The 16,396-nt window shown below is 72.2% G+C and carries 17 protein-coding genes; 10 read left to right on the top strand and 7 right to left on the bottom strand.

What is annotated here, in order from left to right:
- Positions 1-4 precede the first annotated feature (4 nt).
- From ACFYE3_RS07760 to ACFYE3_RS07740, 5 genes are read right to left on the bottom strand one after another with little or no spacing between them, the layout of a single operon-like run.
- The gene (locus ACFYE3_RS07760; protein WP_387607688.1) at positions 5-1,180 is read right to left on the bottom strand and encodes a cysteine desulfurase family protein; all 1,176 of its coding nucleotides are present in this window, start codon (positions 1,178-1,180) and stop codon (positions 5-7) included.
- Complete coding sequence (nadC, locus tag ACFYE3_RS07755; RefSeq protein WP_387607686.1) at positions 1,177-2,100, bottom strand: carboxylating nicotinate-nucleotide diphosphorylase; 924 nt, start codon at positions 2,098-2,100, stop codon at positions 1,177-1,179. The genes ACFYE3_RS07760 and nadC overlap by 4 nt, the downstream gene beginning before the upstream one ends.
- Positions 2,094-3,902, bottom strand: a complete 1,809-nt coding sequence (locus tag ACFYE3_RS07750; RefSeq protein ID WP_387607683.1) for an L-aspartate oxidase — start codon at positions 3,900-3,902, stop codon at positions 2,094-2,096. Before ACFYE3_RS07750 ends, nadC begins: the two co-directional genes overlap by 7 nt.
- On the bottom strand, positions 3,899-5,194 hold the full coding sequence (gene nadA, locus ACFYE3_RS07745; RefSeq protein WP_387607681.1) for a quinolinate synthase NadA: 1,296 nt from the start codon (positions 5,192-5,194) through the stop codon (positions 3,899-3,901). The genes ACFYE3_RS07750 and nadA overlap by 4 nt, the downstream gene beginning before the upstream one ends.
- Entirely contained in the window at positions 5,191-5,895 is a 705-nt protein-coding gene (locus ACFYE3_RS07740) for an NUDIX hydrolase (protein WP_387607678.1), read from the bottom strand. Before ACFYE3_RS07740 ends, nadA begins: the two co-directional genes overlap by 4 nt.
- Before the next feature lie 224 nt (positions 5,896-6,119).
- On the opposite strand from ACFYE3_RS07740, the gene ACFYE3_RS07735 reads away from it, so the two are divergent.
- From ACFYE3_RS07735 to ACFYE3_RS07705, 7 genes are all read left to right on the top strand, one after another.
- Complete coding sequence (locus ACFYE3_RS07735; protein WP_387607675.1) at positions 6,120-6,767, top strand: DUF6318 family protein; 648 nt, start codon at positions 6,120-6,122, stop codon at positions 6,765-6,767.
- Between the two features lie 239 nt (positions 6,768-7,006).
- Positions 7,007-7,831, top strand: coding sequence for a PKD domain-containing protein (locus ACFYE3_RS07730; RefSeq protein WP_387607672.1), 825 nt, complete (start codon positions 7,007-7,009; stop codon positions 7,829-7,831).
- A 130-nt stretch (positions 7,832-7,961) separates the two neighbouring features.
- Positions 7,962-8,351, top strand: a complete 390-nt coding sequence (locus ACFYE3_RS07725; RefSeq protein ID WP_387607670.1) for a hypothetical protein — start codon at positions 7,962-7,964, stop codon at positions 8,349-8,351.
- 68 nt (positions 8,352-8,419) lie between these two features.
- On the top strand, positions 8,420-9,748 hold the full coding sequence (locus ACFYE3_RS07720) for a M4 family metallopeptidase (RefSeq protein WP_387607668.1): 1,329 nt from the start codon (positions 8,420-8,422) through the stop codon (positions 9,746-9,748).
- A 76-nt stretch (positions 9,749-9,824) separates the two neighbouring features.
- Entirely contained in the window at positions 9,825-10,157 is a 333-nt protein-coding gene (locus ACFYE3_RS07715; protein ID WP_387607666.1) for a protealysin inhibitor emfourin, read from the top strand.
- 181 nt (positions 10,158-10,338) lie between these two features.
- Complete coding sequence (locus ACFYE3_RS07710; RefSeq protein ID WP_387607663.1) at positions 10,339-10,662, top strand: hypothetical protein; 324 nt, start codon at positions 10,339-10,341, stop codon at positions 10,660-10,662.
- Positions 10,663-11,015: 353 nt separating this feature from the next.
- Complete coding sequence (locus tag ACFYE3_RS07705) at positions 11,016-11,456, top strand: VOC family protein (RefSeq protein WP_387607660.1); 441 nt, start codon at positions 11,016-11,018, stop codon at positions 11,454-11,456.
- Between the two features lie 13 nt (positions 11,457-11,469).
- Here the strand turns inward: ACFYE3_RS07705 and ACFYE3_RS07700 are convergent, their stop codons facing one another.
- Positions 11,470-11,994 (bottom strand): VOC family protein, encoded by a 525-nt coding sequence (locus ACFYE3_RS07700; RefSeq protein ID WP_387607657.1) that lies wholly within the window; start codon positions 11,992-11,994, stop codon positions 11,470-11,472.
- Between the two features lie 74 nt (positions 11,995-12,068).
- Here ACFYE3_RS07700 and ACFYE3_RS07695 point away from each other — a divergent pair, with 74 nt between their 5' ends.
- Complete coding sequence (locus tag ACFYE3_RS07695; RefSeq protein WP_387607654.1) at positions 12,069-12,884, top strand: AraC family transcriptional regulator; 816 nt, start codon at positions 12,069-12,071, stop codon at positions 12,882-12,884.
- Here ACFYE3_RS07695 and ACFYE3_RS07690 read toward each other — a convergent pair.
- Positions 12,805-13,362 (bottom strand): rhodanese-like domain-containing protein, encoded by a 558-nt coding sequence (locus tag ACFYE3_RS07690; RefSeq protein ID WP_387607652.1) that lies wholly within the window; start codon positions 13,360-13,362, stop codon positions 12,805-12,807. The genes ACFYE3_RS07695 and ACFYE3_RS07690 overlap by 80 nt on opposite strands.
- Between ACFYE3_RS07690 and ACFYE3_RS07685 the strand changes: the two genes are divergently transcribed.
- Positions 13,354-14,439: an alkene reductase gene (locus ACFYE3_RS07685; protein ID WP_387607650.1), complete on the top strand. Its 1,086-nt coding sequence runs from the start codon at positions 13,354-13,356 to the stop codon at positions 14,437-14,439. The two genes, ACFYE3_RS07690 and ACFYE3_RS07685, sit on opposite strands and share 9 nt — an antisense overlap.
- 105 nt (positions 14,440-14,544) lie before the next feature.
- Positions 14,545-16,284: an HNH endonuclease signature motif containing protein gene (locus ACFYE3_RS07680; RefSeq protein ID WP_387607648.1), complete on the top strand. Its 1,740-nt coding sequence runs from the start codon at positions 14,545-14,547 to the stop codon at positions 16,282-16,284.
- Positions 16,285-16,396 lie beyond the last annotated feature (112 nt).

Genomic DNA, 16,396 nt, shown 5'->3' with positions numbered 1-16,396 from the left:
GTGCTCAGCCGCGGGCCGCGCCCAGCCGCTCGACGACGTCCCGGGTCGCCGTCACGATCCCGTCCACCTGCTCCGGGGTGACCTCGGCGGACAGCGTGAACCGGACCGCGGTGGTGGCGACCTCGGGCGGGAACCCCATGGCGGTCAGCACGTGGGAGGGCTCGGTGTCCCCGGCCGAGCAGGCCGAGCCCGAGGAGACGAGCAGTCCGCGCGCCTCCAGGTCCACCAGGACCGTCTCGCCGTTGACGCCGGGGAAGCAGAACGAGGCGTTGCCGGGCAGCCGTGCCGCCGGCCGCTCCCGCGGGTCCGGGCCGGTCAGCACCGCCGAGGGCACGGCGGACAGGATCCCGGTGATCAGCCGGTCCCGCAGGGCGGCGAGCCGGGCCGCCCGGTCCGGGCGCTCCTCCGCGGCGAGCCGCAGGGCCGTGGCGAGCCCCACGGTGCCGGCCACGTTCGAGGTCCCGGAGCGCCGGCCGCGCTCGTGCCCGCCGCCGCTCAGCAGCGGCCGCAAGGGCGTCCCTCGGCGCAGGAACAGCACCCCCACGCCCTTGGGCCCCCCGATCTTGTGCCCGGCGAGGCTCAGCGCCGCCACGTCGAGCGCTTGTACGTCCAGCTCCAGCGACCCGGCCGCCTGGACCGCATCCGTATGGAACGGGACGTCCCGCGCCCGAACCACCGCAGCCAGTTCGGCGATCGCCTGGACCGTGCCCGTCTCGTTGTTCGCATGCATCACGGATACCACCGCGGTGCTCCGACGAACAGTCCCCTCCAGGGAGGCGGGGTCCACGAACCCCTCGGCGGACACGCCCAGCTCCGTGACGTCAAAGCCGTCCCAGCGGGCCAGGTCCCGGGCCGAGTCGAGCACGGCGGAGTGCTCGACCGCGCTCGTCACCACGTGCGTGCACGCGGGGTCCCGGTCCCGGCGGCCCAGGGCGATGCCCTTGACGGCCAGGTTGTCCGCCTCGGTCCCGCCGGACGTGAACACGACCTCGGCGGGCCGGCAGTTCAGCACCTGCGCGACCGTCCCGCGGGCCCGGTCGAGCCCGGCCAGCGCCCGCCGTCCCACCTCGTGGTGGCTCGAGGCGTTGCCGAACTCCTGCGTGAGGTAGGGCCACATGGCCTCCAGGACCTCCCGCCGGACGGGGGTGGTCGCGGCCGAGTCGAGGTACAGCACCGTCATCCCGTCCCGGTGCCGCGGCCGGTGCCGAGCCCGATGTCGAGACCCAGGTCCAGGTTCCGGGCGGAGTGGGTGAGCGCGCCCACCGAGATGACGTCCACCCCGGTGGCCGCGATGTCCCCGATGGTCTCCAGGCTCACGCCGCCGGAGGCCTCGACGGTGGCCCGGCCGTCGATGATGGCCACGCCGCTCACGAGGTCGTCCACCGAGAAGTTGTCCAGCAGGATCGTGTCCGCGCCCCCGGCCAGGACCGCCTCGATCTGGTCGAGCCGGTCCACCTCCACCTCGAGGTGCACCGTGTGGGGGAGACGACGGCGCAGCTGCCGCAGGGCGCCGGTCAGGTCGGTGCCGTCGGCCGTGAGCAGGGCCAGGTGGTTGTCCTTGGCCATCACGGCGTCCGAGAGGGAGTGCCGGTGGTTGTGCCCGCCCCCGCTGAGCACGGCGTGCTTCTCGAGCGCGCGCAGCCCCGGGGTGGTCTTTCGGGTGTCGGCCACCCGGGTGCGGGTGATCGTGCCGGGCGGGAGGTTCGCGGCCTGCTCCACGCGGGCCACCGTCTCCTCGACGGCGGCGACGTAGCGGGCGGTCAGCGTGGCGACCCCGCACATCCGCTGGGTCAGGTTCAGGGCCACGCGCTCGCCGGTCAGCACGGCACGGGCGGGACCGGTCACCACGGCCAGGGTGTCCCCGGCCTCGAAGCGGTCGCCGTCGGCGCGGACCAGCTCGACGGCCACCGCGGGGTCCGCGGCGGCGAACGTCGCGGCGAACACCTGACCGCCGGAGAAGACCCCGGCCTCGCGCGCCACGAGCTCGGTCCGGGCGGTGGTGCCGGCGGGGATGAGGTGCTCGGAGGTGATGTCGCCCCAGGGGGCGTCCTCGGCGAGCCCCCGCTCCACGACCTCGGTGATGGCGGCTCGGGTCAGCATGCGGGGATCCTCTCCGGGATGTCGAACATGTCGATGACGGTATGTGAACTGGTCGGCGCGTGGTCGCTGACGGCAAGCCGGGGTGCGTCCGGACGCCAGAACGTGCGCCGCGCGCGGGCGGGATCGGGCGCGGGGAAGTCCTCCCGGTAGTGGGCCCCCCGGGACTCGGTGCGGTGCAGGGCCGCGGCGGTGACGGCGCGTCCCACGGTCAGCAGGTTGCGGTCCTCGACCGCGCGGCGGGAGAGGCCCGCGGGTGGGCGGAAGCCGGCCAGCCGCCGGGCCAGTGCCTCGAGCCGCGAGCGGTCGCGCAGGACACCGGCGCCCGTCCACATGGCGGCCTGGAACTGCGCACGGTCGAACGGCACGATGTCCTCCGCGGCCGGCCCGGCCGCCCGGTCGAACGGCGCTGTGTCCCTGGCGAACGGCACAGGGCTCCCGGGACGGCCGCCCGCCGGCAGGAACTCGGTGCCGCGGGGCAGGACGAGACGCGCCGGGGCGTCGTCGTCCGCGCGGTCGTCCCGCAGGGCGTCCGCCCGCAGCGCGTCTGCCACACGGGCCCCGAAGACGGCGCCCTCCAGCAGCGAGTTGGAGGCCAGCCGGTTCGCGCCGTGCACGCCCGTGGCCGCGCACTCGCCCACGGCGTAGAGCCCCGGGACGGTCGTGCGGCCGAGACCGTCGGTGGCGACACCGCCCATCAGGTAGTGGGCCGCCGGGGTGACCGGGACCGGCTCGCGGGACCAGTCGAGGCCGTGCGCCCGCAGGGCCGCGTCGATGGTGGGGAGGCGCTGGGCGAGGAACTCGGCGGTCGAGCCGCCCTCGTGCGTGCCGCCCCCGTGCGTGCCGGGGACGGGTGGGGTCAGCCGGGTGCAGTCGAGCAGGACCGGCCGGCCGCCCTGGGCCAGGGACCGGCGGACGTTCTCGCGGGCCACGACGTCCCGGGGGGCGAGTTCCGCGCGCGGGTGCACGTCCTCGAGGTAGCGCCGGCCCGTGCCGTCCCGCAGCACCGCGCCCTCGCCGCGGACGGCCTCGGACACCAGGAAGCAGCCCGGGGCCGCCAGTGCCGTCGGGTGGAACTGCACGAACTCGAGGTCCGCCACGGCGGCGCCGGCGCGCAGGGCGGCGGCGATGCCGTCGCCGGTGGCCACGGCGGGGTTGGTGGTGTGCGGATAGAGCTGTCCGGCCCCACCGGTCGCGAGCACCACGGCGTCGGCGGCCAGCTCGTGGAGCCGGTCCCCGGGGCCCGTCAGGACGAGGGCCCCCGCCGCGCGGCCGCCGGGGCCGAGCACGAGGTCGACCAGCATGGTGTGCCGGGAGATGGTCAGGCGGCCCGCGGCCTCGGCTTCCAGCGCGGCGTCCAGGAGGGCGCGCTGGATCTCGCGGCCGGTCGCGTCCCCGCCGGCGTGCAGGATCCGGGGCACGGAGTGGGCTCCCTCGAGGCCCTCCAGCCAGGGGGAGTCCGGTCCGGCCGCGCGGTCGAGGACGACACCGCGCGCCACGAGCTCGTCGATCGCGGCCGCCGAGTCGCGCACGAGGACGCGCACGGCGTCGTCGTCGCACGTCCCGGCCCCGGCGGCGAGGGTGTCCTGGACGTGCAGCTCCTCGGAGTCGCGGGGCTGGCCGGCCGGGAGCGCGGCCGTCATGGCCGCGATCCCGCCCTGGGCGCGGGAGGTGCTGGTCTCGTCGAGGGCGTCCTTGCTCAGCAGCGTCACGTCGAGCCCGTGGCGGACGGCGCCCAGGGCCGCGGTGAGACCGGCGATGCCGCTGCCCACCACGAGCACGCGCGGTGCCGGGTGCGTGCTCACCGCGGCAGCGCCGCCAGCATCCGCTCGAGCGCCACCTCGGCGTCCCGGGCGGTGGCGGGGTCCACGGAGATCTGGTTGATCACGCGCCCGGCCACGAGCTCCTCGAGCACCCACGCGAGGTAGCCGGGGTGGATCCGGTACATCGTGGAGCACGGGCAGATGACGGGGTCCAGGCAGAAGATCGTGTGCTCGGGGTGCTGGTCGGCGAGCCGGTTGACCATGTTGATCTCGGTGCCGATCGCGAAGGTGCTGCCGGGCTCGGCGGTCTCGATCGCCTTGCGGATGTAGTCGGTGGACCCGTTCTCGTCGGCGGCGTCGACCACGGGCATGGGGCACTCGGGGTGCACGATCACCCGCACCCCGGGGTGCTCGGCGCGGGCCTTCTTGATCTGGGCCACGGTGAAGCGGCGGTGCACGGAGCAGAAGCCGTGCCAGAGGATCACGCGTGCGTCCTGCAGGTCCTGCGCGGTGTTCCCGCCGAGGTCCTGGTGCGGGTTCCACATCGGCATCTGCTCGAGGGGGATCCCCATCGCCTTGGCGGTGTTGCGGCCCAGGTGCTGGTCGGGGAAGAACAGCACCCGCTGCCCCCGCTCGAAGGCCCACTCCAGGACGGTCGCGGCATTGGAGGAGGTGCACACGATGCCGCCGTGCCGGCCGCAGAACGCCTTGAGCGCCGCGGAGGAGTTCATGTAGGTCACGGGGACCACGGTCTGCCGGCCGTCCTCGCCGGTCTGCCCGAGGACGTCCATGAGCTGCTCCCACGCCTCCTCGACGGAGTCCTCGTCGGCCATGTCCGCCATGGAGCAGCCGGCGGCGAGGTTGGGCAGGATCACGGACTGGTGGTCGCCGGAGAGGATGTCGGCGGTCTCGGCCATGAAGTGCACGCCGCAGAACACGATGGCCTCGGCTTCCGGCCTGCTCCCGGCGGCGCGGGCCAGCTGGAAGGAGTCGCCGAGGAAGTCGGCGTGCTTCACGATCTCGTCGCGCTGGTAGAAGTGGCCGAGCACCACCGCGCGCTCGCCGAGGGTCTCCTTGGCGGCGGCGATCCGCCGGTCGAGCTCCTCGGCGGAGGCGTGCTGGTACTCCTCGGGGATCACGGGCTGGGCGGGGGCGCCGGCGGGCACCGTGTCGGCCTCGGACGCCCCGGGGCCGTAGCCGGCGGCGACGGTGGGCGCGAAGTCCCACGGGCTCGCCGCGAGGTCGGTGCTGCAGGTGCTCGTGGCCGGGACGGTGCCCGGGAGATCGGCCGGCTTCCCGGTCAGCAGGTCGATGCGGGTGGCGACGGAGGTCATGTCTGCTCCTGGGTGCTGCGGCCGGCCGGGGTGCGGTCGGCGAGGTCGAGGTCGTGGTTGTAGCGGTAGAGCCGGGGCGGGCGATGTCGCGTGCCCTCCAGGCGGGTGCCGGTGTCGAGGACGGCGCCGGACGCGAGCATTTGGCGCCGGAAGTTGGCCGGGTCCAGGGGGGTGCCGAGGATCGCCTCGTGGACCTCCCGCAGTGCGGCGAGGGTGAAGGTCTCGCCGAGGAAGGAGTGGGCCACGCGGCTGTAGGTGATCTTGTTGCGCAGTCGGTAGAGGGCGTAGGCCACGATGTCGCTGTGGTCGAACGCGAGAGGCGGCAGCTCGGTGGTGCGCATCCACGTGACGTTGAGGTCGGCGTGGAGGTCGGAGGCCTGGTCGGCGCGGATCGAGGCCCAGTAGACGATCGAGACGACGCGCTCCTCGGCGTTCGCCGAGCGGGTCAGGCCGCCGAAGGCGTAGAGCTGCTCGAGGTAGCCGGGCTGCAGGCCGGTGGTGAGCTGCAGGGACCGGGCGGCGGAGTCCTCGAGGTCCTCGTGCGGCTGGAGCGGTCCGCCAGGAAGGGCCCACATGCCCCGGAAGGGATCGCGGATGCGGCGGACCAGCGGCAGCCAGAGCTCCTTGCGGCCGTCGGGGCCGGTGTCCCGGGCGGCGAAGATGACGGTCGACACGGCCAGGGCCACGTTCTGCGCGGTCATCGTCACCTCCATCGCGTCGTCTGTCTTCTGGTTGCAGTGACTATAACACTGTTCGAGTCAGAGTGACATTAACGAAGTCGTGATCATGGTGCCGCTGACCTGGCCCCATGAAAACGCGGGTTTCCCGGTGTCCACAGGGCTTGCTGTCGCACAGCGGAGGGCACTTACCATCTGATCCATCCAGCCGGCCCGTCCGGCCGTGGCAGAGCGAAGCGGGGAACTTCATGGTCCGGTCCAGCCCAGTCGGCACGGCGATCGGGGGCGTCGTCCTGACGGGACTGCTCCTCACGGGATGCGGCACCGACGACGACGTCGCCGCGACGCCGCCTTCCAGTGCTGCCTCGTCGGCCGCGGCGACCTCGGCGGAGCCCAGCTCTGGCGCCACTCCCGCCGACTACGTGCCGGCTTCGCTCGACGGGCCTGCCCAGAACGTGCCCAAGCCAGTCATGCCGGACCTGGCGAGGCAGGAGTCCCGGGAGGGGGCGCAGGCATTCCTCGACTACTGGTCCGACGCCATGTGGTACGCGTACCAGACCGGCGACACTACATTCGCACGAGACATCACTAGTGATGCATGTGAAGCCTGCCTAGCTGAACTGGATGACTTGGAGGCCGTCTATGGGGAGGGGAATTGGACAATTGGTGGCCGAGAGTCGATTCAAATTGCGCAGGCAGAATTTTTTAGGGCGGCAGATGGTGTATACAAGCCTGTGGTCATTTACAAGCGAGAACCAGGGCAACTGGTGAGCGATGCCGCAATTGAGATAGATGCGCCAGGAGAACCGAGAGATGAGTCTGTACTCTATTTGGATTTCTCAGACGGTAGTTGGATATATATCACTCTTGCCCCGATTGCAGGCGAGCAGCAATGAATTTTCCTCGAGTTGTATCATCACTGTCCACGTTCTTGGTTCTTCTACCTTTAGCGACGGGTCAAGCGACGGAAAGAGATGGTGACTCCGGCCAGACACTTTTCAAAAAGAATGACCTTCAGAAAAGTGAGTCGTACAATTTTGGTTCCTATGCGGATGGTGACGAGGTGAAAATTTCAGTCGATGCACGTCGTGAAAGAGGTCAGGAGGAGCTGAATGCTTTTGCGGCTGTTGAGCCCGTGCCTGCCGCCCCGGTCGACTACGACCCCGACGAGGACCCCGCCTTCCAGAAGGCACTCCGTCAGTACCTGAGCGACCAGGGGATCGACCGGCCGTTCAACCCGGACACCATTGCGCAGTCGAAGTCGCAGACGTTCGGCCTGCAGAACCCGTGCACCAACCGGACCGGCGACATCCTCGAGGACTGCCTGGCCGAGCGGGACTGCACCACAGCCGACGGTGGGGAGGGCGTGTACATGAACGTCGTCGTGCGGCAGGGGGACGGTCCCAGCACGCCGTGGGGTGAGCCCATGTGCGTGGCGGTCGCCGAGGCGGAGGGTGGCGAGGAGATCGTCGAGCTGCCGACCTTCACCCTGCAGGACTTCAGGACGCTGGCCGTCGCACCCGCGGTCAGTGCCGTCCAGCCCGCGCCCGACACGCTGCGGGGCATGCACACCAACGTCTGGGCGGAGGCCCGGCCCCAGCAGTTCAGCACCGAGCTGGGCGGGTTCCCGGTGCAGGTGCGCGCCGTCCCGGTCCAGTACGCGTGGGACTACGGTGACGGCACCGCACTCGGTCCCACTGAGCTCAGCGGCGCCCCGCTCGCGGACGGGGCGTGGGACGTGGAGACCGACATCAGCCACGTCTACACCGAGACCGGCGACTACGCCGTCGCGCTCACCACCTGGTTCTCCGGCGAGTACTCCGTCGCGGGCGGCCCGTGGCTGCCGGTGGCAGGGCTCAACGACGTGCCGAGCGCGCCCGTGCCGATCAGCGTCTGGCGCTCCACGGTGCGCAACTACGCGGACGACTGCCTCGAGAACCCGCAGGGCACCGGCTGCTGAATTTCCGCGCCGACCGGTACGCCGTCGGATCCTGGTGGGATGATCGATGCACATGGTTCTCCGGTCCCCGGAGAACCCGGTCAGCGGTTCCGCCGGTGCTCGCGCACCGGTCGGGGAAAGGGGCGGAACTGTGACGATCACCGGTCCGTGGGTGCTCCACTTCAGCTGGGGCTGCACCGACGACTACGGCAGGGTTGGCCTCGCGTTCAACCCGGACGGCACCTTCTCGGGCGGCGGCTTCTCCGGCGCCTGGCGGCAGCACGACGGCACCCTGCTGCTCCGCTTCGCCGACGGCCCCGCGCAGTACGGCGGCACGGTCACCGGCAGCGCGGGGGCGGGCGCGATGACCTCCTTCGACGGCTCGCCGGGCGGCTGCTGGTACCTGGTCAGAAAGGGCTCCGGCGGCGGGCCGGAGTCCGCGGACAGCACCGCCGGGCAGCCGGCGGACGTCGCCGGGCGGAAGCTGGACTCGGCGGGGACGGCGCCCGGTGAGCTGGACGCCGCGGGCAACCGGATCTGATGCGGAGGGGTGGGGAAGCGATGACCACGGACCACGGAGGTCGACACGGGCACGGACCCTTCTGCGGCGTGATCCCGCCGTACGTGCACGAGCAGATGGCGGTGCACGGGGACGAGGAGACCCGCAGAAATGCCCTGGCCGCGCTCGCCGTGGACACCACGGTCCGGGCAGAACGGCTGATCGCCGACCTGACCGCCCGTTCCGTCGCAGCGCAGGCGACCGCCCACAGGGAGCGAAGGGTGCACACGGCGGACAACACCGCCGAGCTGCCGGGAACGCTCGTGCGCTCGGAGGGGGACCCTGCCAGTGCCGATCCCGCCGTGGACGAGGCGTACGACGGGCTGGGTGCCACATTCGACCTCATGCAGGACGTCTTCGGGCGCAACTCCCTCGACGACGCCGGCATGCCCCTGCTCGGCACGGTGCACTACCAGAAGAGGTACAACAACGCGGCCTGGGACGGCCGGCAGATGATCTTCGGGGATGGCGACGGCCAGTACTTCAACCGCTTCACCGCCTCCGTGGACGTCATCGGGCACGAACTCGCGCACGGCATCACCACGCACGAGTCCGACCTCCTGTACATGCACCAGTCCGGGGCGCTCAACGAGCACTTCTCCGACGTCATCGGGGCCATGGTCAAGCAGTACGTGTCCGAGCCGCGGCAGACCGCGGCGGACGCCGACTGGATCATCGGCGCCGGCCTCTTCACGAGCGCCGTCAACGGCGTCGGCCTCCGGTCGATGAAGGCACCCGGCACCGCGTTCGACGACGACGTGCTCGGCAAGGACCCTCAGCCGGACCACATGTCCCGCTTCGTGCACACCCTGGACGACAACGGCGGGGTGCACATCAACTCCGGCATCCCGAACCGGGCCTTCTACCTGGCGGCGATCGGACTGGGCGGCTTCAGCTGGGACAGGGCCGGCCGGATCTGGTACGCCGCGATGCGGGAACCGGAGCTGCGGCGCCTGCGGTGGACCGCGCAGTTCAAGGACTTCGCGCGTCTCACGATCAAGCACGCCACCGCCCTGTACGGACCCGCGGAGCAGTCCGTGGTGGCGGACGCCTGGCAGCAGGTGGGGATCACGCCCGAGGCGGCCCGGCCCGTGGGCGCCCTCGCGGACGCATGGATGCTCCACTACAGCTGGGGCTGCACGGACCCCTACGCGCAGACGACACTGATGTTCCACGACGACGGGTCGTTCACCGGCGAGCTCTCCGGCAGATGGCACCAGCAGGACGGCACCCTGCTCCTGTCCTTCGACGCCGGTTCGGCCCGGTACGCCGGCACGCTCGCGGGCGACGTCGCCACGGGCGTCATGTCCACCTTCGACGGAGCGGACGGGTGCTGGCGCCTGACCAGGAAGGGCGCCACGGGTATAGTCGGGAACTGATTCCTCACCGGCCCTGCCGGCCCCCGCGCGGGTCCGGCCCGGGCCATCCGCGTCCTACGGAGGGACGGTGCCGTTCATGGCGAGAGTCAGCTACCGCCTCGAGGGAGGCGTCGCGTACTTCCCCGGGCTGGCCGTCAAGAGAAGCTTCGAGACCGAGTCCCTGCCCCGGGCGCAGCAGGACGCGCTCCTCGGCCTCTTCGAGACCGTCTGCGCGCACCGGCTGGGATCGGCCGCCCCGACGACCCGCCACGGAACCGCCGACCAGCAGTCCTACGTGATCGAGGTCCAGGAGAGCTCCGGCGTCCGGCGTCTTGTGGTGAGCGAGTTCGACCAGGACCCGGCGGCCCAGGAGCTCGTGGCGCGGCTGCGCGACTGCGCCGACCAGTGCGAGCGCGACAGGGAACAGTGAGGCGGATCCCGCAGTAAGGCGGACACGGACGTCTACACCGTCGCGGTCGCCCACAACGGCGTTCCCGAGCGGCGCGACGGCTTCGCGCCGGACGTGCAGGAAGTGGTCGACGCCGCGCTGGAGGACCTGAAGTCCCTCCGGACTGCGAGAACCTGGAGTCCTTCCGGACTGCACGGCCCCCGTGCCCTCCGGGGCCTCCCCGGTGCCCACGGCGGACCCCTCCCTCCGCTCGGAGTACCGGAAGTACCTCGTCGACGAGAACGCCGGGACCTACAGCGAGGTCGGGACCGTCCCCGTGCCCTGCTCCGCGATCGTCAGCAACGTGCAGGACCTCGACGGTCCGCTCCTGGTCAACAGCGGCCAGGCCCTGACGTTCGCCGAGTACGACGCTCAGCGCCAGGTCGTCGCCCGCTTCGGCTACGCCCTCGAGGGACCGACCGAGGACGACTTCGCCTACCGGGTGCTGAAGTACGGATTCGGCGACTTCTGGTTCGCCGAGGACTGAGCCGTCACGCCCGCCCCGGCGGGGACGGGCGGCACCACCGAGGCCAGTGCGAAGGGGCCTGCTTCAGCTCGTGCTCAGCAGGAGGTGGTTGGCTGAAACGTGTGGGGGGATCCCCGGGGCACAGGGAGAAGCTGACGGTCCCGGTCGGGGGTTGGAGAGCCGCGACCGGAACCCGTCCCGGAGACCGGGCCCCGCGCGCGTCCGAGGAGTTCGCGCGCGGGGCCCGAACCCTCGCCCGCAGGGGTGGAGACCCGTAGAGTGCGAGTCCTGGCACCGGGGGCGGACACCGCCGCCCGGTCCCCACGGCAGGACATCCCGCTCGAAGCGCCACCCCGACGACTCCGGAGAACACTGTGCCCATCAGCGCCACCGACTACGCCCACGTCCGGCTCACGGTCACCGACATCGACCGCTCCCGCGCCTTCTACGACGCCGTCTTCGGCTTCCCGATCGCCTTCGAGGCTCCTCCGGCGGACGCCGACCAGGAGACGAAGGACCAGCTGTCCTTCCTCTTCGGCGGTGTGATCTACCAGTTCGGCGGTGGCCTGCTGGGGCTCCGGCCGGTGGCGCCGGACGGGGACCGGCACGACGAGGACCGGGTGGGGCTGGACCACCTGTGCTTCACCGTGGCGTCGCAGGCAGATCTGCAGGACGCCGTCGTCGTGCTGGACGACCTGGGGATCGCCCACGAGGGGATCAAGGACATCGGCGTGGGCCACATCCTGGAGTTCCGCGACCCGGACGACATCGCCCTCGAGCTCCACGCCCCGGCCGCCGGCCCCCAGGACGCCTGAGCCGCGCGGCGTCTCACCCCTGCCCCACGGACTCCGCCCACTCGGCGACACGGGCACTGCTCTGCTCCTCGGAGAGGTCCTCGACCCGGGTCATGACCGACCAGCGGACGCCGAACGGGTCGCGGATGCTGCCGAAGCGGTCGCCGGAGACGAACGTGCTGACGGGTTCGCGGACCGTGGCGCCGGCGTCGACGGCGCGCGCCACCACGTCGTCGACGTCTCGGACGTAGAGGCCCAGCGAATAGCAGTCGTCGTCGCCCGCGGGCGGGGCCACGAGATGGAAGGCGGGGTTCACCTCGCCCAGCTGGAGGCGCCCGTTGCCGAGGTCGAGGGTGGCGTGCACGACCACGGGAGCCCCGTCCGGCCCGGGCATGTCGGTGCGGTCGACGAGGACGGCACCGAAGGTGCCGGTGTAGAAGTCGATCGCGGCGGCCGCGTCGACCACCGCGATGAAGGGGGTCAGGGACGTGAAGCCCCGGGGCGTCCCGTCGGTGGTGTGCGCTCCGGTGACCCCACGGAGGTTCTGCTCTGTGCTCATGCCCCGAGCCTAGGCATCCGGGCGGCGGCCCGTCTTGAAGATTTCCGCCACCCCCGGATGACTACGCTCGTGCCATGAGCGAGCCGCCCACCACGCGGGGCCACCTCACCCCGGGACCGCACGCCACGGTCGTGCGCCTGACCGCGCCCGACGACGTCGCCCACCTCGTCCGGCAGCTGTGGATCCCGGAGTGGGACCTGCCGGCGGGGGAGCGGGCCGAGCAGCTGGTGCTGGGCTATCCGGCGAGCAACGTGGTGGTCGAACCGGAGGGCGTGGCGCTGCACGGGCCCACGAGCCGCGCGTCCACCCGGGTGCTCACGGGCCAAGGCTGGGCTGTCGGCGCGCTGCTGCGACCGGCGGGAGTCCTGCTGTTCACGGAGCACCCGGCGGACCTGCTCGACGGGTCGGCGCCGGTGCGTGCACCCGGACTGCTCTCGGCTGTCACGGAGGCCATGACGGGGGCTGATCCGGCCGGTCGGCACTTGCGGGCGGCGGCCCTGCTCCTGGAGCACGTCCGGGTGCTGGCGGCGGAGGTGCCCCCGGTCGCGGCGCGGGACGGTGCCCTGGCCAACCGCATGGTCGATCTTCTCGAGGCGGGGGCCGATGCGCGGAGTCCGGCCGACCTGGCCCGGCAGCTGCACGTGTCCGAGCGCTCGCTGCAACGGCTCGCGGCCCGGTTCGTGGGGATGCCGCCGCAGCTGCTGCTCCGTCGTCGTCGGCTCCAGGAGGCGGCCGAGCGGATGCGCGCGGACCCGGCCGCGGACCTCGGGGCGCTCGCCGCGGAGCTGGGCTTCGCGGACCAGCCCCACCTCACCCGGGAGTTCCGGTCCGTGCTGGGCACCACCCCGCGCGGCTACGGCCGGGCCGGGTCCGGCCGGGAGGGCGGGTGAGGAACAGGGGAACCCGGACGGCGGCTCGGGCGACGGTGCCGGGCCGGCCGTTCTGGGCGACCACGCGCTCGCCGGCGCGCTGCCAGGCCGTCATGCCGCCGCGGAGGCCGGTCACCTGGTAGCCGGCCCCGGCCAGCTGACGGGCGGCGTTCGCCGACCGGGCGCCGGAGCGGCAGACCGTCACGACCAGCCGGTCCTCGGACAGCTCGCGCTGCCGGGTGGCGATGGCGTCCAGGGGGATGTGCCGGGCGGCCGGGGCGTGGCCCGCGCGGTACTCCTGAGTGGTGCGGACGTCGACGAGCACGGCCCCGCTGCCCAGGAGCTCCCGGGCGGGATGCCTGGTGCTGATAATACCCCAAGGGGTATATATGGTACCAGCTGTGAGGAAGGAGACAGCGGCGGTGCAAATAACTCCGGGGCATTTTCCGTTGACACGGAAAGAACCAGTTCCCTGATGAAAGGTTTCCTCATGTCGCACTCCACCTTGGCCACCCCCTTCACCCTCGGCTCCCTCGAGCTGCCGAACCGTCTCGTCATGGCGCCGCTCACCCGGATGCGCTCCGGCCGTGACGGGGTCCCCGGTGAGCTCAACGTGGAGCACTATGCCCAGCGCGCCTCGATGGGCCTCATCGTCACCGAGGGCACGTACCCCGACGTGGTGGGGCAGGGCTTCGCCTACCAGCCCGGCATCGAGACGACGGAACAGATCGAGGGCTGGCGCCGTGTGGCCGAGAGCGTGCACGCCGCCGACGGACGCCTGTTCATGCAGGTCATGCACGCCGGGCGCGTCACGCACCCGGACATCAACGGCGGTTCCCAGCCGGTGGCCCCGAGCGCTGTCGCGATCGAGGGGAGGACGCACACCTACCAGGGCAAGGCCGACTACCCCGTCCCGCACGCCCTGACCGCGGAGGAGCTGCCGGCCGTGGTGGAGTCCTTCGTCCGGGCCTCGCGCAACGCGATCGAGGCGGGCCTGGACGGCGTGGAGATCCACGGCGCCAACGGCTACCTGCTGCACGAGTTCCTCGCGCCCGGCGCGAACCGGCGCACCGACGAGTACGGCGGCTCCCCGGAGAACCGCGCCCGCTTCGTGGTCGAGGTCGTCCGGGCCGTGGCCGAGGCCGTCGGCGCGGAGAAGGTCGGCCTGCGGATCTCGCCCGAGCACAACGTCCAGGACGCCTGGGAGACGGACCACGAGGACGTCCGGGCCACGTACGCCGCTCTCATCGACGGTGTCGAGGATCTCGGCCTGGCCTACCTCTCCGTCCTGCACAAGGAGCCGGCAGGGGAGTTCGTGCAGGGGCTGCGCACTCGCTTCGGCGGAGCCTTCCTGGCCAACAGCGGCTTCAGCGACGTCCCGACCACCCGCGAGGAGAGTGTGCAGCTGATCGAGGAGGGCGTGGCGGACGGCGTCGTCGTCGGACGTCCGGCGATCGCGAACCCGGACCTGGTGCGGCGCTGGGCGGAGGGTCTTCCGGAGAACGTGCCGGACCCGCGGACCTTCTACACGCAGAGCGCCGAGGGCTACACGGACTACCCGTTCGCGCAGGCCTGAGCGGCTCCTCGCGTCCCACGCGCCGTGCCGGGTGGGGTGTGGGGCGGCCTTCAAGGGTGATCCACGTCACGTCTTAGCGTGTCGGAGCCGGCTGGACCATGGATCATGACCGCCACCGCTGTTCCGCCGCGAAGCCTGGAGGACGCCCTCCGGGAGGAGACGGACCTGGCCGAGATCGGCGAGGAGTTCTCCGACGGCGTGCGGGCACTGGTCGAGGAGTCCCGCGCGGAGGCGCGGGCCGCGGGGCGCCAGTACCGGTGGCTCCACCGGCTCTGGCAGCTGCAGGAGGAGGCCCGGGAGCAGCGCTGGATGGTGGAGGCGCTCTGGATGCGCCCCGAGGCGGACCGGCTGGGCCCGCACTCCCTCGAGCCCGATGAGCAGACGTTGCGGGACGTGGCCGATGAGATCGGTCCGGCCCTCCGGCTCCCCGCGGGCACCGCGCTGCGCCGTGTCGAGGACGCCGTGATGCTCGCGGAGTCCCTGCCCGAGGTCCTCGAGGCCCTTGAGCAGGGTCTCGTGGGAATCCGGCAGGCGGGAGTGCTCGCCGAGCTGTGGCGCGAACTCGTGCGGGACGCCGACGGCCTCCCGCCGGAGCTGCAGGCGCCGGTCGCGCACGTCCGTCGGATCGTCGACGAGCTGCTCCTGCGAGCACCGGACAGCACCGTGGCTCAGCTGCGCGCCCTCGTCCGCCGACGCCGTGCGGGTCTGCTGCGGGAGACCGAGGAGCAGCGCCACCGGCTGGCGCTGCGGGACCGGCGCGTGTGGGTTGAACCCCGGGAGGACGGCATGGCGCAGCTGTGCGCCCTCCTGGACGCGGCCACCGCGCACGCGATCCAGGACCGGATCGACACGCTGGTCGATCGCGCCGCCCCCGCAGCCCCGGTCGAGACCTTCACACCGCAGGCTCCGGCCGCGGCGTCGCCCGCGTCGTCGGTGTCGCCCGCGTCGGACGGCGGGCCGTCCGAACTCGCTGCGGGGGCTCCGGAGCGCCGCACGGTCCCCCAGCTGCGGGCCGACGTGCTGGCGGACCTCCTGCTCGACGGCGAGCCCCCCGACCTGCCCGACCACCTGCGCGGCATCCGCGGGCACGTGACGGTCACCGTGCCCGTCCTCGCGCTCCTCCCGGGTGCAGGGGAGGGGCCCTCCGGTCCCGCCGAGGACGTGCCGCGCACCCCCCACTGCGCGGAGCTGGAGGGCTACGGGCCCATCCCGGTGGGTCTGGCCGAGCGGATCGCGGCACGCGCGCCGTCCTGGTCTCGGATCCTCACCCATCCCGTCACCGGGACCGTGCTGGACCGGGACCGCAGCACCTATGCGGTGCCCGCGGATCTCAAGCACCGTCTGCGAGCCAGGGACGGCACCTGCCGCTTCCCGGGCTGCCGACGTCGGGCGTCGCGCTGCGACCTCGACCACACCATCGCCTGGGCGGACGGTGGCCGGACCTCGGCGGACAACCTCGCGCACCTGTGCCGGCACCACCACCTGCTCAAGCACCGGGACGGCCCGCTGGGCCGGTGGCGGGTGGAGCACGTGGTGCCCGAGCGACGTGACCCCCGGCACCCACAACGGGGGCCCGGGAATCCTGCCCCTGAGGGATGCGGAAGTGCGAATTCCCTGCACCACCACGGCGTGCTGGAGTGGAGCTCGCCTGCAGGACTGGTCCACCGGACCTATCCGCAGGAGCACCACCATCCTGCTCCGGAGCGCGCACCGTACTTCGTCCCGGTCCCCGCCCCGCACCCAGAGCCGGATCCCGCGCCGCGTCCTGTCCCGGACTCCGCTCCAGGCTTCGCTGCCCGGTCTGGTCCTCGACCCGATCCGGCCGGCGATCCGCCGCCGTTCTGACATCCTGGACCTGGACCTGGACCTGGACCCGGACCCGACCCGGCCCGCCGGTGAGCCGGGATCCGGCAATTGCTATCCGCCCCTGTTCCGCGCCCCCTGAACTCACTCACGA

It is taken from the genome of Kocuria arenosa (genome assembly GCF_042879215.1).
Taxonomy (GTDB): Bacteria; Actinomycetota; Actinomycetes; order Actinomycetales; family Micrococcaceae; genus Kocuria; species Kocuria arenosa.
The sequence above is the reverse complement of the archived record's forward strand: the minus strand, read 5'-3'. Positions and strand labels throughout refer to the sequence as shown.